The organism is Glutamicibacter sp., assembly GCF_035257265.1.
In the GTDB taxonomy this organism is placed as follows: Bacteria; Actinomycetota; Actinomycetes; order Actinomycetales; family Micrococcaceae; genus Glutamicibacter.
In genome coordinates this window covers 115,962-138,700 of sequence record NZ_DATEXC010000012.1, presented here as the reverse complement: position 1 = coordinate 138,700, position 22,739 = coordinate 115,962, and the positions used below count along the sequence as shown (strand labels likewise).

Below are 22,739 nucleotides of genomic sequence, written 5' to 3'. Positions count from 1 at the left end.
TCACCCGTATTCGCGGTAGCTTAGTTACATGTCTCAAGTGTGGCCGTATGTCCCCTCCCGTGCAGTCAATATCACCACGTTGGGAGAATTCGACAGGCTAGCCGCCGAAGCTCTCGAAACCCAGCTGGCACGTGCCAGGAACTGGCGTGTACACCGGGTGGATTTGCAGACACGAGACTCCGTTCTGGGTGCCCTGGATCTGGCAGACTGTCTTTTTATCGATTGTGCCTTTTCCTCCCATGGGCGTGCTCTGGTGGAAGCTACCGGCGGACTTTGCATGAGTAGCGGAGCACAACTGCCTTTTGACACTTTCGAACGAGATTTGTATACACCGTATGAACTGTATTCAGGGATCAAAGAAGTGCCATATGCGCAGGTACCTGATGCGCAGATATATACCTATTCACAAACTAAATCACCGCAGAAATTTGCTACCGACGACACCGCGATGGCTAGCACCTTGCATGACCACCATATTGGGCAGGCAATGTTAAACGCGGTGTACGACGGAGTTTTCGCCAACACGCCGATGATTGGAGTCATGGGCGGGCATGCGGTCCAACGCGGAACCCAAGAATTTGCCGATGCAGTTAAGCTGGGGGCCACCCTCACCCGTAAGGGCTACTCGATTGTGACCGGCGGCGGACCTGGTGCGATGGAAGCCGCCAATGCTGGTGCTTGGCTTGCAGACTATGAGCCCCAAGACATCGTTGCTGCCTTGGATATTTTGGCGCAGGCGCCTGACGCCATCCGCCATCGAACTTTGTGGGCGCGCACGGCGATACGAGTGCGTGAGCAATTTCCTAGCAAAAATCATTCGTTGGGCGTTCCCACCTGGTTTTATGGGCATGAGCCACCGAATCTCTTTGCCACGCATATTGCCAAGTTCTTCACGAATTCAATTCGTGAAGCGATCTTGCTTGAACAATCAAACGGCGGAATCATAGTGTTGCCAGGTGCCGCCGGGACCGTCCAAGAAATTTTCCAAGATGCCTGCGAAAACTACTATGCGACCGGTGCGCGCGTCACCCCTATCGTCCTGGTCGGAGAAAAACATTGGCGCGAAGAGCTCCCGGTCTGGCCCCTGTTGCAAGCGCTGGCCGTAGGCCGGGCCATGGAAGACAGAATTGCGTTGGTAGACACCGTGGACGAAGCGGTCGCATTCATTGATACCATGACTCCGTTGCGTCGCCGCACACGGTTTTAAAAAACTTCTGGCCGCGGCCCCAAAGGGCCGCGGCCAGAAAGGCAGCGAGCGCTACGCTACAGAGGTTCCGAAGAGCAGCCCCAGACAGTACGTAACCGCAGCCGCACCCAAACCAATGGCGAGCTGACGCATACCGCGTTTGATTGGGGAAGCCCCGGAGAGCAAGCCGACAATACCTCCGGTGAGAAGCAACGCAATGCCGACTAAGACCACGGCTACAATCACCGCGGCAAGACCAGAGAGCCCAAAGATATAGGGAAGAATAGGGATGACCGCGCCAGAGGCAAAGAACATAAAGGATGACATGGCCGCTCCAGGGGCCGAGCCAAGTTCCTCATGTTCGCGTTCAAGTTCAGCCGAGCGCACTTCCGGGTGAAGCGAGAACGAGGGGTTGCAATCGCAAGTGAACAGACCCATCCGTTCGGCGGCACGGTGCTCTGCATCCTCATCGTTCATCCCTCGGGCCTTATAAATCAGGACCAATTCGTTCGCGTCCAAATCTAGGTTCTGAGCCGCAGAGAGCGTGACCTGCGTGGGACGTGAAGCGGAGAGCAGTTCACGTTGGGAACGTACCGAGACGAACTCGCCGGCTGCCATGGACAGCGCACCTGCCAGCAAACCGGCAATACCGGAGAAGAGCACTAATGAGGACGCCACCCCTGTTGCGCCAATACCCATGACCAACGCCAAATTTGAAACTAGGCCATCGTTGGCTCCGAAGACCGCTGCGCGGAAGTTGCCAGATAGACGGGTTCGGCCCGCGGTCGCCAAGGCACGGACAACCTCCTCATGCACCTGTTCATCCGCAGCCATTTGCGGGGCGGCATCTTGATCGGTGGCGTAGGGAGAATTTCCTTCGGCGCGCTGGGCTAACGCCAAAACAAAGACGGAACCAAAATGCCGGGCCATAAAACGCAATATGGTCCGTCGCAGTGAGGGGCGGACCGGTCGGGCGTGTTCGCCTAGTTTTGCGCGCCAGTAGTTTTCATGGCGTTCTTCGGCTTCGGCCAGTCCGCGCAAAATCTGGCGTTCTTGCCCGGTGCGTTTAACCGCTAGTTCGCGGTAGATCGCACCCTCGGCGACTTCGTCGGCCATATATTTACGCCAGCGACGTACTTGTACCTTTGTGGGTTGGGGTGTTGAGCTTTGGGTCATCACGGGGATGAGTCTCCTGAGACAGAGTGGATCTAGTAGGCAGGCTAACGATCCGAGGTAGGTTCAACTGTTCAGTTTAGTGAGCGAAGCGAGAGCTGGGAATTTGGCAAGGCTAAATACGCGGGCAATACCGCGATTATGCCCGGCGTATGCGATGAAAACAGAGAGTTCTTCGCGGGACACATCAAAACTAGGGGTTTGTACGGTCCGCGTCAGTGATTCGGCGAGATGCCGAGGATTAGTGACAAAATAACTGACCCAGACCCCATGCAGTGGAAACTGCACTTGACCGGTTTGCAGATCGATAATCGGAAGAACATTGATACTCATGGCGGCACGTACCCTCAAGAGAGCTCTTGCCCGCAGCCGGACGGCGTACGGACCGCTTCTTCATCCGAACCACCCATGAACCTGGGGTTGGTGTGCGGCCAGTCGGAGCTTGGCGCCGCATCTCGTGAAGCAACATTACGATGCTACACCGATGCCAGCTGCGCCCGCGTAGTGCTACGTAATACTAGGTTTACCGGACTGGCGCTCGCCGAGGACACAACCACTCAAAGCCTACTTACGCTGGGCAGCCTCTTGCGAAAGCTGTTGCAGATGCCGATATTGTTCTTGCCATTGAGCTGAACTGTAGCCCGGGAGATTTAGAGCTTGTTCACGAAGGCCAACCTGACCGTCGAGCAACTCACGAACGATATCAAGCTGTCCCGCGTGCCGAGAGGTCTCTGCGATCATATGCACGATGAGATGTTCTACGGTGCTGTGGCGATGAACGGTCCACCAGGGGATGAGCGCCGGTGAAACTAACTCTAAATTATCCAGCGCCGCCTCGGCGAAGGCGATGGATTTTCGGTACAGGTCTACTACGTCTTGAACCGAATAATCTGCCGGAGGCAAGAAATCAATTTGTGAATCCTCACTTTGCAGTAATTGGAGTACGTGATCATCGTTAGGGACCAGTCCCAGGCATTCACCGAAATAACCGTATTCGGTCACTGCCAGGTGGTGCACGATGCCAAGCAAGTGGGTGCCAGTAGGCGTCATCGGACGTCGGGCCAGTTCTTCGCTCAGAGCCTCGCACTTCCACAGCACGGTGCCACGCGCCTCATTTAAATACGCGCGGAGCCTTTGGGCGGACGGATCATTTTTGGTATCCATGCGCTGAGTCTAATTTCTGTTGCGTTCATTGGACAGTGCTGAAACGACATTAGGACGGTGCGGCTGGTAGGACAGCGGCTGCTTAAGGCTGGTCCGGGTTTCCTATTGGTAAACTGACCCAATGTAAGGGTCTGATCAGAATGGTCTGGCCGCATCTGAGACCTGGGACCACCAATCCGTGGAGTCTTGGCAACCAGAATGGTGGGAGCGCATGAAAACACTGCCCGTAGAACCCACCGGCGCAGCGATCAATATTGGCGCCCGTTTGCGGGGCGTACGACAAACGCGCCGGCTAACAATCGACCAAGTTGCCGAGATGTCGGGGCTGACTAAAGGTTTCTTGTCTCGGGTCGAACGAGACCTGACGAGCCCGTCGGTGTCGACATTGCTCAAGCTCTGCGACGTGTTGGGACTAGAAATTGGTCAACTATTCTCTGTGCCCGAAACAAAACTGGTTAGGCTTCAAGAAGCACCACGCATTGCCCTCGGCGGTGAGGGAATCACCGAACAGCTTGTCACTCCGCGCACCGAAACACGTGTGCAAATGATTAGGGCCGAGGTCGCGCCACAGGGTGCGGGTGAAGCCGAACTTTATTCGGTGGACTGCAAGGTGGAAGTGCTTCACGTGATTTCCGGGGGTTTCACCTTGGTGCTGCCCGAGGATCGTATCGAATTGCAGGCCGGCGATACCGTGACTTTTCCGGGCCGTGAACCTCACAGCTGGGAGAATACGACTGATCAGACGGCCGTAGTCACCTGGACTCTGTTACTTTGAGCGACGTTGAACGGTTTGTTCGGGGAAAATTTTCATCACGCTCAACAGACCGTTTTAGCTAGATAAATTCCAAAGCGTATCCTTGAAATACTGTTAACAACTTTAATCGACACCGCTAAATAACCGAAGGGAGCTCCGTGACGGAAAGTGAGCCACGGGCTGAACAGTCGGAACTACGCTCTGCCAATTGGTGGATGTCTGCAATTCTCGGTGTCCTCATTGGTGTAACCATGACGTTGATTCGCACTCAACGTAATTTTTTCATTCTAGGTGCAGGGATTCTTGCCGGCGTAATCTTAGTGTTGGGGCTTCGCACTATTTACCGGCGCTCACGCTACCCACAGATGGCTCAGGCTAAAACTTCATGGGTTTATGGGCTTTGGGCCGTGCTGTTGCTGGTGCTTGCTGGCCCGGTACAACTCATATACGTGGCAGACGAACTTGATGAGATTGCCATCAAATCGTTTGTTCTCTCGTTAGGTTTCGCTCTCGGGTTCCATGAAGTGGACCGGGCCATAGTCGATAGCAGCAAGAAGTCCTTTAAAGCTTAAATGCCAGAGTGCGCTCATTCAGAGGGAGGAAGCGATGCCCGCCGAGAACCTCGCGATCGGAATCGACATCGGGGGAACTAAGATTTCCGGGGGTGTTGTAGATGGTAATGGCCAGATCCTGCGCCGAAGTTTCCGTCCCACTCCGGGTCAGAATGCAGCTTTGACCGAAGACGCTATCGCCGCCGTAGTTAATGAGCTGAGCGATAGTAACCAGCACCTACCAGTAGGTATCGGTGCTGCCGGGTGGATCAATCGAAGTGGCTCTCACGTCCTGTTTTCGCCTCATCTTGCTTGGCGCGATGAGCCGGTGTTGGAACGTCTCGAAGCTAAAATGAACCGCCAGGTCAGCTTAAACAATGATGCGGATGCTGCTGGATGGGCGGAACACCATTTTGGTGCCGCACGCGGCGAAAAACTCAGCGTTTGCCTAACGCTTGGCACCGGCATTGGCGGCGCAATCATTTTTGATAATCGAATTTTACGGGGCAGCTTTGGCGTTGCGGGCGAGTTCGGCCATCAGACCTTAGTAGTAGAGGGGCATCGCTGCCCCTGCGGCAACCGCGGGTGTTGGGAGCAATATGCCTCAGGTAACGCGCTGGGACGCGAAGCCGCAGAGCTTGTCCGGCTCAACTCTCCCCGAGCGCACAATCTTCGTGACGCCTGCTCTTCGGACCCTGCGTTGGTCACCGGCGCGATGGTGACATCTTTGGCAGCTGATGGTGACCTAGCCTGTATGGAACTCATTGAAGAGATGGGGCGTTGGTTGGGAATGGGAATCTCAAACCTTGCTGCAGTTCTGGATCCTGGCGTCGTGGTGATTGGTGGGGGACTGGGATCTGCTTCTACCTCCCTGATTGCAACGGCCGAGGCAACGTACCGAAAACTCCTTCCAGGACGTGGATATAGACCCTATGCGCGCATCGTCCGTGCGCAGCTCGGTGCGGATGCCGGGTTGATCGGTGCCGCGGATTTAGCACGGCATGGCCGCTAACTAACCTGAAAGTGCGTAGAGCGGACTGTGTCCCAGAGTCGATATCCAAGGTAATGTTTCGGTCTCTCCGGAGAGGTCTACGCCATTCTCCTGAAAGGAGAAGCCGGGCATCGACTACGTGACGAGTTGAAAGTGCCAGAGCAGGACCTCATGAACACGGCGAAAAATTTACCTAAGTGATCGTTTGAGAGCCTTACTTTTCCGTTAACGCGGGAGAATGGGGCTCTCAATGTATACAAACTTGCCCCCATTATGGACGAATACACCTTGACGGTAGGCGCGCCAATAAATAGCATGGGAGGAAACTCATGTTTCATATTAGGCAACCCCTGAGTAGGTGTGCCGGGAGGAAGCGTTCATGAAAGAAGTACGGATCGAAGAAAATGGGAACATCGGCCCCATCAATGCCGCCGTCATTCCCCGTTACGCAGGCGGTGGCACCTACGCACGGTTGCCACGCCTAGATCAGGTATCAAAGTCGGATATCAAAATTGTTGGCGTTCCGTTTGATAGCGGTGTTTCTTACCGCCCCGGGGCCCGCTTCGGCGCAAACCACGTGCGTGAATCGTCGCGATTGATCCGTCCTTATAATCCGGCCGTCGACGTTTCACCTTTCGCCTTGAGCCAGGTCTCCGACGCCGGGGATATGGCAGTCAACCCGTTCAATATCAATGAAGCCATTGAGACCATCGAACACAACGCGCTGGAGCTGACCGAGGATGGCGCAACGTTGGTGACTATCGGCGGTGACCACACCATTGCGCTGCCTTTACTGCGTGCCGCCTCGCAGCGCGCAGGAGCACCGGTAGCTATGTTGCACTTCGATGCGCACCTGGACACTTGGGATACCTACTTCGGCGCTGAATATACCCACGGCACACCATTCCGTCGTGCTGTTGAAGAAGGCATCCTCGATACGGAAGCGATCTGCCATGTGGGAACCCGTGGTCCCCTCTACGGCAAGAAGGACCTGGAAGATGACAAGCGTTTCGGGTTTGGCATCGTTACCAGCTCAGATGTCTACTATCAGGGTGTTAAAGAAATTGTTGCCAAACTGCGGGATCGTATCGGCAACCGTCCGCTCTACATCTCGGTAGATATCGACGTTCTTGACCCAGCACATGCGCCTGGCACTGGCACGCCAGAAGCCGGCGGTATTACTAGCCGTGAACTGTTGGAGATTTTGCGCGGGCTGCGTGGATTGAAAATTGTGGGTGCCGATATTGTTGAGGTGGCGCCTGCCTATGATCATGCTGAGCTCACGGGAGTTGCAGCCTCGCACGTCACCTATGACTTGATCAGCTTGATCAGTGAATACCGTCAGCTGAATGGACAGAACAACTAATGAGCAACGAAACGCAGCGTAACGGTGGTGATCTCGTTGTTGAAACGCTCAGTGCTCTCGGTGCTAAAACAGTCTTCGGGATTCCCGGGCAACATGCGTTGGGTCTTTTTGACGCGTTGTCCCGCTCCAATCTGCAATTCATTTCTTCGCGGGTGGAAAACAACTCTGCGTTCGCCGCGGATGGTTATAGCCGCGCCACCGGTGAGGTAGGAGTACTCTTCCTTTCCACCGGCCCCGGAGCGCTGACGTCTCTGGCCGGGTTGCAGGAAGCCTACGCCACCGGCGTACCAATGGTGGTTATTGCAAGCCAGATCCCACTGGATGGCTTGGGTGCACGACGTAAAGGCATGTTGCACCAACTTGATGACCAGAAGGCTTCGGCCGCAAACGTCACCAAGTTCCAGCAAACGGTGCATCACGCCTCCGGCATACCTTCGGCGATCCAAGATGCTTGGGCACAGGCGGTAACCGTACCGATGGGTCCGGTGTGGGTTGAAGTGCCCCAGGACGTCTTACTGGCACCGGTCTTTGTTCCACCCGTGCACGATGCTCTGGCTGAGGCTTATGAGCATCCACCTCGGGTCGAGCTGATTGATGAGGCAGTTCGCTGGCTTTCAGATGCTAAACGACCAGTCATTGTTGCCGGCGGGGGAGTGCGACGGGCCTCAGCAGCAAGCGAACTGCTGCAGGTCGCCGAGAAGCTTAATGCTCCAGTGCTTTGCACCCCTGGCGGCAATGGTGCGTTCCCTTGGGAACACGAGCTTTCTTTGCAGTCGTGGGTAGAGGACCGATACGTCACTGAGGTCTTAGAGGACGCAGATGTCTTGGTAGTTGTGGGCTCGTCGCTGGGCGAAGTGTCCAGTAATTATTTCACCCTGGCTCCTCGCGGACACATGATTCAAATCGATGCCGAGCCACGGGTGCTTGAATCAAACACCCCGGCCCTTGGAATCCGCGCGGATGCCAAGACTGCTTTGGAATTTCTAGTCTCGAAACTCAACACCACTGAATTGTCTAGTAGCCCAGACTGGCACGGACAAAGTCCGGCGCAATTGGTTGCTCAAACTCTGGGCAAGGTGCAGGACCGGCTGCGAGGACAAGGGCTGGACCTCGAGCAGAAGTTCATGGCCGATATCCGTGAAGCGGTGCCCGCGGATATGCAGACCTTCTGGGATATGACGATTGCGGCTTACTGGGGCTGGAGCTGCTGGGATTCTCGCGATGGTGAATTCCACTCGGCGCAAGGTGCCGGTGGATTAGGCTTTGGATTCCCGTCGGCCATTGGCGGTTCCATCGGCCTGCAAATCAAGGGTGCTTCGGCCGCACAGGCGAGAGTTCTAGCGGTATCGGGCGATGGTTCGTCCATGTATTCAATCGCTGAACTGGCCACCGCGAAGCAACACAACGTTCCTGTGACATGGCTAATCGTTGATGATGGCGGCTACGGAATTTTGCGTGAATATATGGAAGGGGCCTTTGGCAAGGCCACAGCTACCGAGCTAACCAGGCCCGATTTTGTGGCGCTAGCTCAATCGTTCGGAGTTCCAGCACGGCTGGTGGAAGCAGATCAGATTGGTGATGCGCTCCGTGAATCATTTACGGGCGAAGGACCTAATGTGATCGTTGTGCAGACGCTACTACGCATGTTTGCGCCGACCCACCTAGGGCAATAGCACATAGTTTCGGCGCCCTCGAAAGGGGGCGCCGAGGTGCCTGTGCTAATGCGTGAAGTGGTAAACCACTCCGAATAGCAATGTGGAAACGCCCATGCTTATACCGATGAGCAGTGGTTCCCAGTCCAGAAACTGGATCGCCAACATCAATGCGAAGGTCGTGAAGAGCAATATTGCCCCAATTCCTCCGATGATCACCCCTCCGCCACCATGATGCTGCACGGCGGAATGTGCAGTCCTTTGGATATGTGGTGCCATGCCCTCATGGTACGACCGAAGCCGGCAAAATTGCCCTGCCTTGGTAAAAAATTCGATATTGTCAGATTTGATTGGTGCGCGTCTGAGTGCGCAGTTGATGTACTCGCAGCGCTGCATTGTTGAGTGATTCGTAATTAGCTCCGGGGCCTTGGGCGATAAACCCTTCGCAGAGGTGATCGGCAGCGACTTGTTTGCCGAAAGCCAAACCCCGATAAGTCCCTCCAGTCATCCGAATTAGGTGTGCGCCGGCTGCGATGTCCCAGGCTTTGGTATCAAAACCGATACTAGCGTCGCACCATCCGGCCGCCACATGCGCGAGCCCCAGTGCGGCTGACACTTTGCGACGTACCGTGGCAAAGTCTTGAATCCATGCTCCGAATAGTTCCAAAGCCAGAGGTCCGTCTTTAATTAGGGATTCAGCGCCGGGGTAGTCGGTCATCAGATTCGCGCGTGCCTGCTCGGGACGTGGACCCGGGCTAAGACGCTGGTTGTTGAGGAATGCAGCCTCGGCGTTAGCACTAAATTGATCGCCAGAGATCGGGTCAACGATTACCGCGGCAACTAACTGATTGTCGATGGCCGCAGCGATAGAGACGCAAAAAAACGCAATGCCGTGCACGAAGTTGCTGGTCCCATCGATCGGATCAACTATCCATTGCACTTGGCCGGCCTCCGGAGTTCCCGAATCCATATCAATATTTTCTTCACCGAGAACCCAAGAGTCCGGAAAAGCGGTACGCAGCGAGCTTGTGATGATCTCCTGGCTTTGCTTGTCCACGGCGGTGACTAGATCATGACTGTTAGTTTTCTCTTCAGCGGTGATGTTGTTTCGAAATGCTCCTTGAATTACGGGAGCAGCCTGAAGCGCGGCGTTCAGCGCCGTGAGTCGAAGAGTCTCAGCCAGTTCCGGCAAGGAAGCTATTTTGTGTGAAGTCACGGTTTAACCCTACTCGGTGCGCGGTCGTCGGTCAGTTTTGCGGGGTTATTGAAGACCGGACAGTTAGACTTCCAGTATGAGTAGCATGCAACCGATTGTGCCTAAAGAGTCATTAACGGATCAAGTCACCAACAAGATTCGCGCGGCGATAGTTTCCGGTGAAATGACGCCGGGCAATCACTACTCGGCGATTGCTATTTCCGAGAAGCTTGGAGTTTCGCGTACTCCGGTACGGGAAGCGTTGCAGTTGCTCGAAAAAGAAGGCATTGTGACGGTCGCGAAAAATCGTGGTGTGCGCGTGAATCAGATTTCCTTGGACGATATAGTCGAGGTTTTCCAAATTCGCTTGGTTGTGGAGCCGCCAGCCGCAGCCCGTGCGGTACTTAACGCCAGCGAAGCCGATCTCGAGATTTTACGCGAACTGCACCATGAGATGATCCAAGTGGGGCAAACCGGAGATGGGCGCGCCACCTTAGAGGCGGATAAGAAATTCCATCTTTACTTGCTCGGGTTGGCGCGTAACGCGAAACTTGACGGCATTGTCGGTGAGCTGCGCAATTTAGTCTTAGCCCATGGACAGGTCACGATTCCACAGGCGCGAACTAGCCAAGATCTAGCGGGTGACCGTGACGAGCTCATGAATGCAATCTTGAACCGTGATCCGTCCGGCGCGCAGCTCGCCATGCAAAATCACGTCTTGCGTACCGCACAGATGCTCGTGCGAGCGGTGTGTGCGCGCACGTCAGGGCTGAATGATGAGCAGTACTTGTCTCGTTTGGAAGAGCTTATCTTTTAACCTCGATTATTCCCTGTCCTATTGAACAGTAGAACTAATTGACATACAGTTGCATGCAACATGTAACTGTATTTTTTAGGATCAGATCGTAGGTGGCCCATGACTCAACCAATGCAAGGCGTTAAGGTTGTCGACCTGTCGCGGATCCTTGCCGGTCCGTTATGTACCATGACGCTGGGCGACTTCGGGGCTGAGGTGCTCAAAGTCGAAAGTCGCGCAGGAGACGAAACACGAGGGTGGTTGCCACCTGTCACCAGCGATGGTGTGAGCACGTACTACTCGGCAGTGAACCGTAATAAGCAGGCAATTGTCGTCGATTTCAAAAACTCCGACGAACTGCGCGAATTGTGCAAAATTATTGACGATGCAGATGTGCTTGTACAAAACTTTCGTCCTGGTGTGCTCACCCAATTTGGACTCGACTACGAATCTGTCAAGGAAACGAATCCCGGCCTGGTGTATTGCTCAATTTCCGGATTCGGTGACCGGGGCGGTGCCAGTCTTCCAGGGTTTGATCTTCTGGTTCAGGCGGTCGGCGGATTGATGAGCATCACCGGAGAACCTGAGGGGACACCAAGCAAGGTAGGTGTGGCTTTGGTCGATGTACTTGCGGCCCAGAATGCGACAACCGGAATCCTGCTTGCCCTGCGCGAACGCGAACAAAGTGGTCTGGGCCAAAAGGTAGATATTTCGCTGATGACATCAATGCTGGCAGGACTCACGAATCAAGCCAGCAGTACCGTGGCCACTGGTGAATCACCGCCGCGCTTGGGCAATGCGCATCCGAGTATCGCGCCTTATGAAACCTTCGCAACAGCGGACGGGGTGATGGTGATCGCTGTCGGAAATAATCGTCAATTCTCAGCTCTGGTCGCAGAACTAGGAACGCCTGAGTTCGCCAGCGACAAACGTTTTGTTGACAACCTGGAGCGTGTAAAAAATCGACGGGAGCTCAAGGAGCTCATTGAAGAAATCACGGTTCAGGACAGCGCAAGCCGATGGACAAGTCGTCTAATGCAGGCTGGAGTTCCAGCCGGCAAAGTCAACTCTGTCGGTGAAGCCTTAGAGCTCGCGGCAACGCTCGGACTGGAACCTCTGGTGAGTATCGAGGACTCAGCTACCGGACGGCATTCAACACAGGTGGCAAGTCCTATTAACCTTTCACGAAGTAAAGCAGAATACCGTCTTGTGCCCCCGGACCTGGGCGAACACCAGCAATCTTTTCTCAGCACCACCAAACTCTAAAGGAGATAATTCCATGAATAATTCACTGTCATCTGCAGCCTTAGAGCCGGCGGATCTGATCAACTTTGATGCGTTACTCAGCGGCGAAGAACTCGCCTTACGTAACAACGTGCGCTCATTTGTTAACGAAAATATCAAACCGAATATTGCGAACTGGTATGAAAAAGCCATTTTCCCTTTGGAAATCGTACCGGAGATGGCGAAGCTCGGCCTGCTTGGCATGCACCTTGAAGGCTACGGCTGTGCAGGACGATCAGCAGTTGAATATGGTCTAGCCGGTGCCGAATTGGAGGCCGGAGATTCCGGATTACGCACCTTCGTCTCGGTTCAAGGATCACTGGCCATGAGCGCCATTTACAAGCACGGTTCGGAGGAGCAAAAACAAGAATGGTTGCCACAGATGGCAGCGGGCCAAGCAATTGGTTGTTTTGGTTTGACTGAGCCGACCGCGGGTTCGGACCCCTCTAGCATGACAACTTTCGCCCGCCGGGATGGTGATGACTGGGTACTAAACGGACTGAAGCGTTGGATCGGCTTGGCCAACGTCGCCCAGGTAGCGGTCATCTGGGCACAAACCGACGAAGGTATCCGCGGATTTGTGGTTCCCACCAAGACCGCCGGGTTCAAAGCCACACCCATTGAACCTAAACTCTCAATGCGTGCCTCTATTCAATGCGAAATTGAAATGACCGACGTTCGTCTGCCAGCAACCGCAGTGCTTCCCAACGTGGTTGGTCTCAAGGGCCCATTTTCTTGTCTGAATGAAGCTCGCTACGGAATTATCTGGGGCGCTATGGGCGCTGCACGCGACTCCTTTGAAGTAGCGTTGAAATATTCGCAAGAACGACTGCAGTTTGATAAGCCGCTGGCCGGCTACCAAATGACACAGCAGAAACTGGTCGACATGGCCTTGGAGATCAACAAGGGCTTCCTGCTTGCTCTACATATTGGTCGTCAGAAGGACGCCGGAACTCTGGATCTGCACCAGATTTCAGTAGGCAAACTCAATAACTGCCGTGAGGCCATCGCAATCTGTCGCGAAGCTCGAACGATTTTGGGCGGTAACGGCATTACTCTGGACTACTCGCCATTGCGCCATGCCAACAACCTCGAGTCGGTGCGTACCTACGAAGGAACCGATGAAGTGCACACGCTGATACTTGGCAATAAGCTCACCGGCATTCCGGCCTTCCGTTAAAGATCTTCTGTACTAGAAAAGCCGAAAAATATGACACAGCAGACCGCAGCAACTCTCCGCCAATATATAAATGGCCAGTGGATCCCCGGCAAAGCCGACGAGATCGTCTCGACGAGTGCAGCCGACTCTGAGATTCTCGTGGCCTCTGGAAAAGCCGCAAATACCGCACAGGTCAGCGAGGCTTTCACGGCAGCCGAAGGTGCCAGGGCTAGCTGGTCCGCCACGCCTATGGCCGAACGCGCAGGGTATCTCCTGAGAGCCTCGGCTTATCTTAACGAGCATGCGCAGCAATTTGGAACCGAGCTGTCCACCGAAGAGGGTAAGACTCTCTCCGAAGGAATCGGCGAGGTACGTAGGGCCGGACAAATTCTGTCCTATTACGCCGCGGAGTCTGAACGAAGCAGTGGAAGTATCTTCCACTCTCCTCGCGCCGGAGAACAGATCCTGGTGTCCCATAAGCCTTTGGGTGTGGTGGGGATCGTAACGCCGTTCAACTTCCCGATAGCCATCCCCGCATGGAAAATTGCGCCGGCACTGATTTTTGGGAACACCGTGGTGTTCAAACCTGCAAGTCTCGTCCCGTTGTTGGCGACGCGGTTGGTCCAGGCGTTTGAACATGCGGGCCTGCCGGAGGGAGTGCTTAACCTGATCATCGGTCCTGGCTCGCTGGGGGACTCAATTATGGATCAGCCGCAGCTTTCAGGATTGTCATTCACTGGGTCTACGGGAGTTGGACGTAAACTCTGTGCGCTGGGAGCGGCGCGCGGAATACCGGTGCAAGCCGAAATGGGCGGTAAAAATGCCTCGGTAGTACTTGCTGATGCGGATCTGGACCTTGCCAGCGAACAGGTACTGTTTGGTGCTTTTCGGTCTAGCGGGCAAAAATGCACCGCCACCAGCAGACTCATCCTTGACGAGTCTATTGCCGATGAATTTCTGAAAAAACTCATCCTACGGTTGTCCCAATGGGTTACCGGTGATCCACTGGACCCAGCCGTACATATGGGGCCTGTCGTTGATATTAAATCAGCTAACTCCGTCCGGAATGGGATTATCAAGGCGAAGTCCAAGGGCGCCGAGGTCGTCTTTGAAGGTCAGGCTCCTAAGGGCGCAACCTATATCGCGCCCACAATTTTGGGGATCAGCAATGATGCCCCAGGCCGAGCCAATCCGGCGTGGCGAGACGAATTTTTCGCTCCGGTACTCACCTTGTTGCGAGTCTCGGGAAATGAAGAGGCTTTTGCCGCTGCTGAGGACTCAGAATTTGGGCTGAGCCTAGCCTTGTTCACCCGGGACTTAGCCACGGCTATCGATGCGCAGCAACGACTAGATGTCGGCATTCTCCATGTGAATTCTGAATCTGCCGGAGCCGATCCGCATGTACCATTTGGCGGCGCCAAAGCTTCGGCCTATGGCCCGAAAGAGCAAGGAGCAGCTGCGAGAGAGTTCTATACTCACACCACGACTGTTTATTTACGAGGTTAGGAAGAAGCAAAGGTGCGTATCAGTAATATTCTCGTCATTGGCGCCGGGACCATGGGGCGTCAGATTGCCATGAGCTGCGCGCTGAGCGGCTTCACGACCATCCTGCAGGATATCTCAGGCGCGGCCTTGCAAGCGGCTCGCGCGGAATTGGAAAATTGGGCGGCCGGGAGAATCTCCAAGGGTAAATTGCGCGCCGAAGACGTTGAGCTGGCCCTGGCTCGACTGACTCAATCCACCGAATTAGCTACCAGTGCTGCGCAATCAGATCTGGTGATCGAGGCTGCCACCGAGCGCCTGGAAATCAAACGAGCCATCTTCGCCGAGTTGGGCCAACACGCGCCAGTCCACGCGATTCTTGCAACAAACTCGTCGACCTTGGCATCATCACACGTAGCTGAAGCTAGTGGGCGGGCGACCCAAGTTTGCAACATGCACTTCTTCAACCCGGCCTTGGTGATGAAGTGTGTGGAGATTGTGCGAAATGCGCAGACTAGCGACGCGACGATTGCTTCGGTCACAGAGGTGGCCCGAGCATTGGGCAAGCAGCCAGTGCTGGTGAATAAGGAGGTTCCAGGGTTCATTGCTAACCGTATGATGGGCGCTATTCAGCAAGAAGCCCTGAACCTGGCTTCGAAAGGGGTAGCGAGTATCGAGGATATCGATACCACCGCACGTACGGCACTGGGGCACCCGATGGGTCCCTTTGAACTCATGGACCTGGTGGGGTTGGACGTTATTGATTTCATCGCGCAGGCGACCTACGCGGAAACTGGTGAGCCGAGTGATCAACCGCACCCGATGATCACCGAGAAGGTCGCTGCGGGAAAGCTCGGACGTAAGAGCGGTCAGGGATTTTACCGCTACGACCAAGAGAAATAGCTTGCGTACTGGTTGTGATGGCCGGTGCCTAGAGCGGCCATCACAACTCTTACCTGCCGGCAGTGAGCCAAACGCTAGACGATTTCTGGCTGTTCACCCAGAATAAAGTGTCTCCCCGAAATTGAGTCGACGGTAACTCGGATCCAGAAATCTTTAATCGTCTGCACCCACGGGGTGACACCACTTTCGCGTGCCTCAGTGATGTCGGCTTCGTGTTCTAGCACTTCCGCGCTTCCGTGGACTACGACGGACCAGGCCTCATTAGATAGGATTCCATCCGCCTCGAACGCGATAGAAGAATTAACCACCATCGAGGCAAGCTTGTTGCCAGGTGAAGTCCGTAGGTAGATATTTCCCTTGTGAACTGCGTAGTTTACCGGGACGATATCGATCATCCCACCAACAGTCGTGGCTACTCGTCCATGTGCTGTGTGGGTGAGTAATTCCCAGGACTGTTCATCGTTGAGCACCAATACGGGTGCGCCGTTTTCGTGTTCGAATCTCATAGCCTAAGTTTTCTACGTTATGTAGAAAAAGGCAAGAGGCGTAGTGGCTTTTGTTTTGAGCCACACCGAAGCCGTTGAACGTGAAAGACTAGGAATATGAGCCATGCTGCAAATGATGGGGTCGCGCGCCACGTCGCGTCGCGAATTGAAGATCAGTTTCTGCAATTTCGGGCGCGTCGTGCCATAGACAAAGGTCTCGACCCAGTAATCCTTCCCTATAACGGATATGGCTATGCCGCGCAAGACGGTGGGTGGGTGCGTGTCCTGGCCCGAGTCGTAATGGCTAAACCCGGTGCCTTTGAAGGCGGAAAGCATAAAGCCAAAGTTGTCGAAGATGGTATCCGTGGATTTCGAAACTTCACTTCCGCGGTTCTACCTTTCGGCAAGGTCACAGTTTTAGCCGCCGGCAAGCACTTCGAAGTTCATGCAGATCGCGGTGGGGTACTCGATGTTAAGCTCGCGGTCGATTTGCCAGTTGGGTGGAATGATATTCAACTGATCGCGCATAATGGGCAATCGGCCACTGCGCAGGTACTTGTGATCGACGAGAAACAGCGCTTTGGCATTATTAGCGACGTTGACGACACTGTTGTGGTCACCGCATTGCCCAGGCCTCTTCTCGCGGCATGGAATTCATTTGTGCTTTCCGAACATGCCCGCGTTGCGACACCTGGCATGGCGGTAATGATGCAGCGTGTACTGGCTGAGCATCCTACAAGTCCCACGATTTATCTGTCCACCGGTGCCTGGAATGTCGCGCAGACTTTAGAAAGATTCATATCGCGCAATTTGTACCCGAGAGGACCGTTGTTGCTAACGGACTGGGGGCCCACGGATCGCGCGTGGTTCCGTAGCGGTATGCAACATAAGGTTGATCAATTGCGCAGGCTCGCCGAGGAGTTTCCCAACATCGAGTGGATGCTCATTGGTGATGATGGGCAGCATGACCCGACAATCTATGCTGAGTTTGCGCGTCGCTATCCGGAGCACGTGCGTACCATCGTCATTCGTCAGCTGACTCCTTCAGAAGCAGTGCTTGCGGGTGGCCGTTCCACGGATCTGCGGCGCACCACACCTGGTATCCGCTGGACTTATGAACCAGATGGATCGCAAATTCTTGAACAGCTATCTGAGTACAAATTGATAAGTCCTGAAGAACGCATGCCGGAGGCGAACTGATGGCCGGCTCAGTTTTACGTGTAGAGATTCCCATGCGCTGGGGCGATATGGATGCGTACGGCCACGTCAACAACGTAAATTTGATCAGGCTTATGGAGGAAGCGAGAATCGCTGGATTTGGGGTACCAGGGGGCACCGGTGCGCCGGGTATTATGCCGAAGGTAAATATTTTTTCTGCGGTTCCCGAAGGTGTGCAAATTCTTGTCGTGGAGCATCGCGTGCGGTATTCCAAACCCTTAGAATACCGAAATGTTCCGGTCAACGTGGATTTGTGGGTTGCTAATATCAAACCTGCGAGCTTCGATATCTGTTACGAATTTCGAGATCCGGTGAGCGATCAAGTCTGCGTTAAAGCATTAACGACGCTTGCCTACTTCGATCCAGCGGTTGGTCGCGTGCAGCGACTCAGTAGCGACGAGCGTAGCTCGCTGGCCACGATGGAAGGCGTTTCGACATTTGTGCGGTAAACATTCGGCGACTAATCAAATAGGATAGAACCATCTAGCCTTATTCGATGGGGGAGTGGTTTTGTGGCACGACCAGAAGGTGGGCGCCCAGTGCGTCCACAGGTAGTTTTGCAGGTTGTTAAGCGTCAACAAATTTCCGATCATCTGGTGCGCCTCACCTTTGGCGGTCCTGGATATGAAAATTTTGTTGATAAGTCGGCAACTGACCGTTATATAAAGATACTTTTTGCGAAGCCCGAACTTGGCTTAACACCTCCCTACGACTTGGATGCGTTACGTGAACGCTTGCCGGGCGAAGATCTCCCGGTGCGGAGAACCTACACGGTGCGCCGTTCGGACGCGGAATCACGCACCATAGAGGTTGACTTTGTAGTGCACGGAAGCGAGGGTTTGGCTGGACCTTGGGCTCGCGATGCCAAGATTGGCGATTCGGTCTGCTTCTCCGGGCCGGGCGGTATGTTCGCGCCGCAAAGTGACTTCGATTTCCACCTATTTGCTGGCGACGAAACTGCAATCCCTGCGATTGCGGCATCTCTTGAGGCCATGGAAGATGACATGGCTGGACAGGTGCTTATAGAAGTTGAGGATGCGGGGGATGAAATTGAACTTTCAGCACCAAGCGGCGTGGGAATTCGTTGGATTCACCGAGGCAGCGAGTTCACTCCAGAATCATCGATCATAGAAGCTGAAGTACGCCAGTTTCCTTGGCCTTCAGGCCGAGTGCAGGTGTTTGCACATGGTGAACGAGAAGTGGTGAAAGCCTTGCGTTCCTACTTTTATGATGAACGCGGCGTGGACAGGCGAGACATGTCGTTGTCAGCGTATTGGGCCTATGGACGCGCCGAGGATGCTTTCCAAGCAGAAAAGCGATCGCCAGTCGGACAGATTTTTGACGAGCCGCCGGCCTCTAAATGAACGCATGACGCGACGCAGGGAATCAAGACCTAGTGTCGTTAGGCTGGCCTAAATATTATTTTAATGAATTAGGCGACTGATTCATAGTCTAATCCGGAGTTTTTCAGGTAAGCTGAGATCAACGCCTTCTTCGTGTGTGGTCGAAGAAGGCGAACATAATGCTTGAATCGGTTGTTTGGAATTACTAGCGCGGATTGCTCACCGTCGCGGTACCTAGTACACCGAAAAAGCGAAAAATACGGAACGGCTGAAGCGCTCATTCAGGCGAACCTAATGCTGAGGCATGCCGATACGTTCTTCGCGGCATGCCTCAGCTTTTCTTTGCATCCAGAGCCCAAAGTAAAACGGTAGCTAGTGATCCGGCGCCATCCGGGATTTCGAGCGTGTCTGATTGCTTGACCCCTAGCGTGGCCAACGCCCGTTTTACCACTAGATCCGTCCGGAGAAATATGGATTGCTGCCTCAGACCGCGCAACGCTACGTAATTGCGGGTCCAAGGGCCTACGCCTTTCAAAGCCTGTAATGAGTCGAGAAAATTCTCCTGGCTCTCGACCAAATGCTGCCCAGTGTGGACATACCAATGAGCAACACGTTGCACGGTTTGTGCGCGAGATAATGGGCAGCGGATTATATGTTGCAGTTCCTCGGCAGTATTTTGGGAGGTGCTCAGCGCATCAGGAAATACGTGAAGGCCACACTCATGAAGTTGACCGAGCTCTTGGACATAACGAGTTGCCAGGGTGCGGGCTGCGCTAGTGGATATTTGCTGTCCCAGAATAGTGGTCATCAAAGCCTCAAAAAGATCTGGATAACCGATGAGTCGTAGGTTCGGGAATCGTTGCACCGCAGGCTTCAGTATGTCGAGACTTTCCAGTTTCGCGTAGCCTTGCAGCTGGTCCTGAGGTAATCCCAACCAACTGTTGATAATTTCTACAAGCTCACTTTGTAACCTCTGCGGGGTTTGAGTCTCAATGGTTACCTCGGTGGGGCTGAGCCATAGCTTCGTTGCGTAGTATTCACCGCCAAGGCTTAGCACGCGTTTGATGCTCGCCTCATGAAAATCTAAGATCTCTTGATTTGCCAGCGAATGTACCTTGAGAACCGAGAGTGTCTGCGCGATATCCAGTACCCCTGACGCGGGCAACGTGAAAATCATCTATTCCGTCCATATTCCAGAGGATCCGCGCCGATGTGAGCCGACTAGATGGGTGTCCACTATGCCTACTGCTTCCATCAGTGCATACATGGTTGTGGGACCGACAAACTTAAAGCCATGCTTCTTTAATGCGTTGGCCAGTGCTTTTGACTCAATGCTTTGAGTCGGGATTTCGGTATAGGTTTTCGGCTCGGGGGTGAACTCGGGTTTAAAAGACCAGATGAATGCGGACAGCCCCCCAGAGGCACGTAAATCGAGTGTTGCCTGGGCGTTGTTGATGATTGCACGGATCTTGAGTTTATTGCGCACGATGCCAGGATCGCTCATGAGCCGCTGATAATCGGGTTCGGTAAAACTGGCAACCAGTTGCGGGTCGAAGCCGCAAAAAGCGGCACGAAAATTTTCTCGTTTAGCCAGAATTGTCGACCAAGACAAACCGGACTGAAACCCTTCTAAGCACAGCCGTTCGAAGAGTGCCTGTTCCTCGGTGACGGGCATGCCCCACTCGGAGTCGTAATAATCGCGGAGCATTGCATTGGTCGAAGCCCAAAGTGGGCGTGCGAGACCATCTGTGCCAATGACTAGATCTTCACTCATCTTTTCATCATGCCACTTTCGGGCTCTCGGGGATGGCGTCGTGAAGATCGCTAAAGCTGGCCTTCCAAGATATCATCGTAAGATGGCGATGATAATGTCAGTTGACGATGCAGTGGATCAGGTAACGCAGCTTAAAAAAATGGCTGCGCTGTTTCATGCGCTGGCCGACCCTACTCGGCTGCTCATCCTGGAACACCTTTTAACCGGTGAGCACAAAGTCAAAGAACTCACCGAACACCTGGGGCTGGCCCAAAGCACCGTCAGCGCACATTTAGCCTGTCTGCGCGAAAGTGATTTAGTCTCGGTACGTGCTCAAGGCAGGGCCAGCCTTTATTCACGAACAGAAAGCACGCAACTTTCCTTAATTCTCACCCAAGCGGCGGAGTTGGCAAGCGTCTGTGGCAGTGAACATCATTGGCATGAAGAGCACCCGAACCAGCCTGAGGAGGTCTAACCATGGGACACGATCACGGTTCTGGGCACGGGCATAACCATGACCACTCCACGGTGAACCGCACCAGACTTACCTGGGCCTTCGTCATTACCGCAAGCATTCTGGTCGCCGAAGTGGTTGGCGCATTGCTGACAAATTCGTTGGCGTTGCTAGTTGATGCGGCCCATATGCTGACTGACTCATTTGGACTCTTGCTTGCCCTGACCGCGGCAAATCTTATCTTGCGAAAGCCTACTCTCAAACGCACTTGGGGGTTCCGTCGAGCCGAGGTGCTCTCTGCGACCGTGCAGTCCGCACTGTTACTCGCTGTAGGAATCTACGCAGCGGTCGACGCGGTGCGCCGGCTCTTTATCCCAACACAAGTGCACGCTGACGGGTTGCTCATCTTCGGCATTATCGGGTTGGTCGGAAACCTGATTGCCATGTGGATTATCTCAGGTGGACGCGAAGCTAACCTGAATATGCGTGCTGCGTTTCTTGAAGTACTCAATGATGCATTGGGTTCGGTTGCAGTCATTGTTGCCGCGCTAGTTATCCATTTTACTGGGTGGACAAGTGCCGACTCGGTCGCTGCGATAGTCATCGCAGCGTTGATCGTGCCACGGGCGGTCAAACTACTGGGCGAGACCACACATATTTTGCTTGAATCGACTCCACGGGGGCTGGATCTGGAAGCTGTTCGGGTGCACTTGGAACAACTTGGCGGAGTGCTCGCGGTCCACGATCTCCATGCAAGCCAGATTGCTTCAAACCTACCGGTACTGACCGCGCATATCGTTGCCGAAGACCGGATGTTTACCGCAGGCGCTACGGGCCAGCTCTTGCGCGATCTACAGCAATGCGTTGCCGACCATTTTGAGGTCAGTATTGAGCATTCAACGTTCCAAATTGAACCGAAAAGCCATCGAGACTCGTCGTATCACTCGCAATGTTAGCATCGGTAAACCATAGATATTGAGCTCAGGGCACGCGTTCTCATCCCTGGGTATGATTTGCCTACCGAAGATACAGACCTTCCGGCCGATCCCTAATTGGCTAGGGGATTTATATAATTGAGGCATGACAACAGAAACGCACCAAGTAACCGACTACGCAGTTCAAGCGCGAGGACTCACGAAAACCTACGGGCACGACAGCACCCGAGTAGAGGCACTGCGCGGAGTCGACGTGGCATTTGCTCGCTCGCGTTTTACTGCCATCATGGGGCCTTCAGGCTCCGGTAAGTCGACCTTGATGCATTGTCTGGCGGGTTTGGACAACGCCGACGCTGGAGAAATCATCATTGGCGGCAAGAACCTCACCGAGCTAAACGATGATCAATTAACCACTATGCGCCGTGAACAGATCGGCTTCGTTTTTCAGTCCTTCAACCTGGTTCCCACGCTTAATGCCAGAGACAACATCCTGCTTCCGTTGTCTCTAGCCGGCAAAAAGCACGACCGCTCATGGTTCAATGTGGTCATCGATGCGCTGGGCTTACGAGACCGTCTCACGCACAAACCTCATGAGCTTTCCGGCGGTCAGCAGCAACGTGTAGCGGTGGCCCGTGCCCTCCTCACCCGCCCAGAGGTAGTCTTTGGCGATGAGCCTACAGGAAATCTGGATTCCCGTACCGGCGCGGAAGTGCTCTCCCTGATGCGCACCTCGACCCGTGAAATGGGACAAACCATCATTATGGTGACCCACGACCCGGCAGCAGCATCTTACGCCGACACCGTGTTACTCATGAAGGACGGAATCCTCGTCGGTTCTCTAGAGAATCCCACCGTCGCCAGCGTCACCGAGGCACTCGCCTCCCTAGCGGAGTAG

25 protein-coding genes and 1 riboswitch are annotated in these 22,739 nt (G+C 54.3%); of the genes, 17 read left to right on the top strand and 8 right to left on the bottom strand.

The window, feature by feature from the left end; all coding sequences use genetic code 11:
• Window positions 1–28: 28 nt before the first annotated feature.
• Complete coding sequence (locus VJ369_RS01460) at window positions 29–1,207, top strand: LOG family protein (protein WP_324090383.1); 1,179 nt, start codon at window positions 29–31, stop codon at window positions 1,205–1,207.
• A gap of 51 nt (window positions 1,208–1,258) precedes the next feature.
• Here the strand turns inward: VJ369_RS01460 and VJ369_RS01455 are convergent, their stop codons facing one another.
• The 3 genes from VJ369_RS01455 to VJ369_RS01445 all read right to left on the bottom strand — a co-directional run bounded on the left by VJ369_RS01455 (window position 1,259) and on the right by VJ369_RS01445 (window position 3,523).
• Window positions 1,259–2,362: a VIT1/CCC1 family protein gene (locus VJ369_RS01455; RefSeq protein WP_324090419.1), complete on the bottom strand. Its 1,104-nt coding sequence runs from the start codon at window positions 2,360–2,362 to the stop codon at window positions 1,259–1,261.
• Between the two features lie 63 nt (window positions 2,363–2,425).
• Entirely contained in the window at window positions 2,426–2,692 is a 267-nt protein-coding gene (locus VJ369_RS01450; RefSeq protein WP_324090382.1) for a hypothetical protein, read from the bottom strand.
• A gap of 17 nt (window positions 2,693–2,709) precedes the next feature.
• Window positions 2,710–2,822: riboswitch (SAM riboswitch) on the bottom strand.
• Between the two features lie 101 nt (window positions 2,823–2,923).
• Entirely contained in the window at window positions 2,924–3,523 is a 600-nt protein-coding gene (locus VJ369_RS01445) for a DinB family protein (protein WP_324090381.1), read from the bottom strand.
• 211 nt (window positions 3,524–3,734) lie between these two features.
• On the opposite strand from VJ369_RS01445, the gene VJ369_RS01440 reads away from it, so the two are divergent.
• The 5 genes from VJ369_RS01440 (at window position 3,735) to VJ369_RS01420 (ending at window position 8,858) form a co-directional block, all read left to right on the top strand.
• On the top strand, window positions 3,735–4,298 hold the full coding sequence (locus tag VJ369_RS01440) for a helix-turn-helix domain-containing protein (protein WP_324090380.1): 564 nt from the start codon (window positions 3,735–3,737) through the stop codon (window positions 4,296–4,298).
• Between the two features lie 137 nt (window positions 4,299–4,435).
• Window positions 4,436–4,849, top strand: coding sequence for a hypothetical protein (locus tag VJ369_RS01435; protein ID WP_324090379.1), 414 nt, complete (start codon window positions 4,436–4,438; stop codon window positions 4,847–4,849).
• A 34-nt stretch (window positions 4,850–4,883) separates the two neighbouring features.
• Window positions 4,884–5,840, top strand: a complete 957-nt coding sequence (locus VJ369_RS01430; protein ID WP_324090378.1) for an ROK family protein — start codon at window positions 4,884–4,886, stop codon at window positions 5,838–5,840.
• A gap of 358 nt (window positions 5,841–6,198) precedes the next feature.
• A complete protein-coding gene (gene speB, locus VJ369_RS01425; RefSeq protein ID WP_324090377.1) occupies window positions 6,199–7,185 on the top strand; it encodes an agmatinase in 987 nt (328 codons plus the stop codon).
• On the top strand, window positions 7,185–8,858 hold the full coding sequence (locus VJ369_RS01420) for a thiamine pyrophosphate-binding protein (protein WP_324090376.1): 1,674 nt from the start codon (window positions 7,185–7,187) through the stop codon (window positions 8,856–8,858). Before speB ends, VJ369_RS01420 begins: the two co-directional genes overlap by 1 nt.
• Before the next feature lie 45 nt (window positions 8,859–8,903).
• Here VJ369_RS01420 and VJ369_RS01415 read toward each other — a convergent pair whose 3' ends face one another.
• Together VJ369_RS01415 and VJ369_RS01410 are read right to left on the bottom strand one after the other, a co-directional pair.
• Window positions 8,904–9,116 (bottom strand): hypothetical protein, encoded by a 213-nt coding sequence (locus VJ369_RS01415; RefSeq protein WP_324090375.1) that lies wholly within the window; start codon window positions 9,114–9,116, stop codon window positions 8,904–8,906.
• A gap of 61 nt (window positions 9,117–9,177) precedes the next feature.
• Window positions 9,178–10,053: an inositol monophosphatase family protein gene (locus tag VJ369_RS01410; RefSeq protein ID WP_324090374.1), complete on the bottom strand. Its 876-nt coding sequence runs from the start codon at window positions 10,051–10,053 to the stop codon at window positions 9,178–9,180.
• 76 nt (window positions 10,054–10,129) lie between these two features.
• Between VJ369_RS01410 and VJ369_RS01405 the strand changes: the two genes are divergently transcribed.
• The 5 genes from VJ369_RS01405 to VJ369_RS01385 all read left to right on the top strand — a co-directional run bounded on the left by VJ369_RS01405 (window position 10,130) and on the right by VJ369_RS01385 (window position 15,656).
• A complete protein-coding gene (locus VJ369_RS01405) occupies window positions 10,130–10,849 on the top strand; it encodes a GntR family transcriptional regulator (protein WP_324090373.1) in 720 nt (239 codons plus the stop codon).
• A 99-nt stretch (window positions 10,850–10,948) separates the two neighbouring features.
• A complete protein-coding gene (locus tag VJ369_RS01400; RefSeq protein WP_324090372.1) occupies window positions 10,949–12,094 on the top strand; it encodes a CoA transferase in 1,146 nt (381 codons plus the stop codon).
• A gap of 13 nt (window positions 12,095–12,107) precedes the next feature.
• On the top strand, window positions 12,108–13,292 hold the full coding sequence (locus VJ369_RS01395) for an acyl-CoA dehydrogenase family protein (RefSeq protein WP_324090371.1): 1,185 nt from the start codon (window positions 12,108–12,110) through the stop codon (window positions 13,290–13,292).
• A 30-nt stretch (window positions 13,293–13,322) separates the two neighbouring features.
• A complete protein-coding gene (locus VJ369_RS01390) occupies window positions 13,323–14,777 on the top strand; it encodes an aldehyde dehydrogenase family protein (protein WP_324090370.1) in 1,455 nt (484 codons plus the stop codon).
• 12 nt (window positions 14,778–14,789) lie between these two features.
• Window positions 14,790–15,656, top strand: a complete 867-nt coding sequence (locus VJ369_RS01385; protein ID WP_324090369.1) for a 3-hydroxyacyl-CoA dehydrogenase family protein — start codon at window positions 14,790–14,792, stop codon at window positions 15,654–15,656.
• 74 nt (window positions 15,657–15,730) lie between these two features.
• Here the strand turns inward: VJ369_RS01385 and VJ369_RS01380 are convergent, their stop codons facing one another.
• Entirely contained in the window at window positions 15,731–16,162 is a 432-nt protein-coding gene (locus VJ369_RS01380; RefSeq protein ID WP_324090368.1) for a pyridoxamine 5'-phosphate oxidase family protein, read from the bottom strand.
• 96 nt (window positions 16,163–16,258) lie between these two features.
• On the opposite strand from VJ369_RS01380, the gene VJ369_RS01375 reads away from it, so the two are divergent.
• The 3 genes from VJ369_RS01375 (at window position 16,259) to VJ369_RS01365 (ending at window position 18,723) form a co-directional block, all read left to right on the top strand.
• Window positions 16,259–17,341 carry an App1 family protein gene (locus VJ369_RS01375; RefSeq protein ID WP_324090367.1) on the top strand — a complete coding sequence of 361 codons (1,083 nt, stop codon included), beginning with the start codon at window positions 16,259–16,261 and terminating at the stop codon, window positions 17,339–17,341.
• Window positions 17,341–17,808 carry an acyl-CoA thioesterase gene (locus VJ369_RS01370; protein ID WP_324090366.1) on the top strand — a complete coding sequence of 156 codons (468 nt, stop codon included), beginning with the start codon at window positions 17,341–17,343 and terminating at the stop codon, window positions 17,806–17,808. The genes VJ369_RS01375 and VJ369_RS01370 overlap by 1 nt, the downstream gene beginning before the upstream one ends.
• Window positions 17,809–17,871: 63 nt before the next feature.
• Complete coding sequence (locus VJ369_RS01365; protein ID WP_324090365.1) at window positions 17,872–18,723, top strand: siderophore-interacting protein; 852 nt, start codon at window positions 17,872–17,874, stop codon at window positions 18,721–18,723.
• Window positions 18,724–19,033: 310 nt separating this feature from the next.
• On the opposite strand, the gene VJ369_RS01360 is transcribed toward VJ369_RS01365, so the two are convergent.
• Window positions 19,034–19,879 carry a hypothetical protein gene (locus VJ369_RS01360; protein ID WP_324090364.1) on the bottom strand — a complete coding sequence of 282 codons (846 nt, stop codon included), beginning with the start codon at window positions 19,877–19,879 and terminating at the stop codon, window positions 19,034–19,036.
• Window positions 19,880–20,476 (bottom strand): DNA-3-methyladenine glycosylase I, encoded by a 597-nt coding sequence (locus VJ369_RS01355; RefSeq protein ID WP_324090363.1) that lies wholly within the window; start codon window positions 20,474–20,476, stop codon window positions 19,880–19,882.
• A gap of 82 nt (window positions 20,477–20,558) precedes the next feature.
• Here VJ369_RS01355 and VJ369_RS01350 point away from each other — a divergent pair, with 82 nt between their 5' ends.
• The 3 genes from VJ369_RS01350 to VJ369_RS01340 all read left to right on the top strand — a co-directional run bounded on the left by VJ369_RS01350 (window position 20,559) and on the right by VJ369_RS01340 (window position 22,739).
• Window positions 20,559–20,930, top strand: a complete 372-nt coding sequence (locus VJ369_RS01350) for a metalloregulator ArsR/SmtB family transcription factor (protein ID WP_324090418.1) — start codon at window positions 20,559–20,561, stop codon at window positions 20,928–20,930.
• Window positions 20,931–20,932: 2 nt separating this feature from the next.
• A complete protein-coding gene (locus tag VJ369_RS01345) occupies window positions 20,933–21,865 on the top strand; it encodes a cation diffusion facilitator family transporter (RefSeq protein ID WP_324090362.1) in 933 nt (310 codons plus the stop codon).
• Window positions 21,866–21,989: 124 nt separating this feature from the next.
• On the top strand, window positions 21,990–22,739 hold the full coding sequence (locus tag VJ369_RS01340; protein WP_324090361.1) for an ABC transporter ATP-binding protein: 750 nt from the start codon (window positions 21,990–21,992) through the stop codon (window positions 22,737–22,739).

What these genes read in the sequence shown, in the direction of transcription:
- VJ369_RS01460 (WP_324090383.1), top strand. Translation starts at nt 29, where the DNA reads ATGTCTCAAGTGTGGCCGTATGTCCCCTCCCGTGCAGTCAATATCACC.
- VJ369_RS01455 (WP_324090419.1), bottom strand. Translation starts at nt 2,362, where the DNA reads ATGACCCAAAGCTCAACACCCCAACCCACAAAGGTACAAGTACGTCGC.
- VJ369_RS01450 (WP_324090382.1), bottom strand. Translation starts at nt 2,692, where the DNA reads ATGAGTATCAATGTTCTTCCGATTATCGATCTGCAAACCGGTCAAGTG.
- VJ369_RS01445 (WP_324090381.1), bottom strand. Translation starts at nt 3,523, where the DNA reads ATGGATACCAAAAATGATCCGTCCGCCCAAAGGCTCCGCGCGTATTTA.
- VJ369_RS01440 (WP_324090380.1), top strand. Translation starts at nt 3,735, where the DNA reads ATGAAAACACTGCCCGTAGAACCCACCGGCGCAGCGATCAATATTGGC.
- VJ369_RS01430 (WP_324090378.1), top strand. Translation starts at nt 4,884, where the DNA reads ATGCCCGCCGAGAACCTCGCGATCGGAATCGACATCGGGGGAACTAAG.
- speB (WP_324090377.1), top strand. Translation starts at nt 6,199, where the DNA reads ATGAAAGAAGTACGGATCGAAGAAAATGGGAACATCGGCCCCATCAAT.
- VJ369_RS01420 (WP_324090376.1), top strand. Translation starts at nt 7,185, where the DNA reads ATGAGCAACGAAACGCAGCGTAACGGTGGTGATCTCGTTGTTGAAACG.
- VJ369_RS01415 (WP_324090375.1), bottom strand. Translation starts at nt 9,116, where the DNA reads ATGGCACCACATATCCAAAGGACTGCACATTCCGCCGTGCAGCATCAT.
- VJ369_RS01405 (WP_324090373.1), top strand. Translation starts at nt 10,130, where the DNA reads ATGAGTAGCATGCAACCGATTGTGCCTAAAGAGTCATTAACGGATCAA.
- VJ369_RS01400 (WP_324090372.1), top strand. Translation starts at nt 10,949, where the DNA reads ATGACTCAACCAATGCAAGGCGTTAAGGTTGTCGACCTGTCGCGGATC.
- VJ369_RS01395 (WP_324090371.1), top strand. Translation starts at nt 12,108, where the DNA reads ATGAATAATTCACTGTCATCTGCAGCCTTAGAGCCGGCGGATCTGATC.
- VJ369_RS01390 (WP_324090370.1), top strand. Translation starts at nt 13,323, where the DNA reads ATGACACAGCAGACCGCAGCAACTCTCCGCCAATATATAAATGGCCAG.
- VJ369_RS01380 (WP_324090368.1), bottom strand. Translation starts at nt 16,162, where the DNA reads ATGAGATTCGAACACGAAAACGGCGCACCCGTATTGGTGCTCAACGAT.
- VJ369_RS01375 (WP_324090367.1), top strand. Translation starts at nt 16,259, where the DNA reads ATGAGCCATGCTGCAAATGATGGGGTCGCGCGCCACGTCGCGTCGCGA.
- VJ369_RS01370 (WP_324090366.1), top strand. Translation starts at nt 17,341, where the DNA reads ATGGCCGGCTCAGTTTTACGTGTAGAGATTCCCATGCGCTGGGGCGAT.
- VJ369_RS01360 (WP_324090364.1), bottom strand. Translation starts at nt 19,879, where the DNA reads ATGATTTTCACGTTGCCCGCGTCAGGGGTACTGGATATCGCGCAGACA.
- VJ369_RS01355 (WP_324090363.1), bottom strand. Translation starts at nt 20,476, where the DNA reads ATGAGTGAAGATCTAGTCATTGGCACAGATGGTCTCGCACGCCCACTT.
- VJ369_RS01350 (WP_324090418.1), top strand. Translation starts at nt 20,559, where the DNA reads ATGGCGATGATAATGTCAGTTGACGATGCAGTGGATCAGGTAACGCAG.
- VJ369_RS01345 (WP_324090362.1), top strand. Translation starts at nt 20,933, where the DNA reads ATGGGACACGATCACGGTTCTGGGCACGGGCATAACCATGACCACTCC.
- VJ369_RS01340 (WP_324090361.1), top strand. Translation starts at nt 21,990, where the DNA reads ATGACAACAGAAACGCACCAAGTAACCGACTACGCAGTTCAAGCGCGA.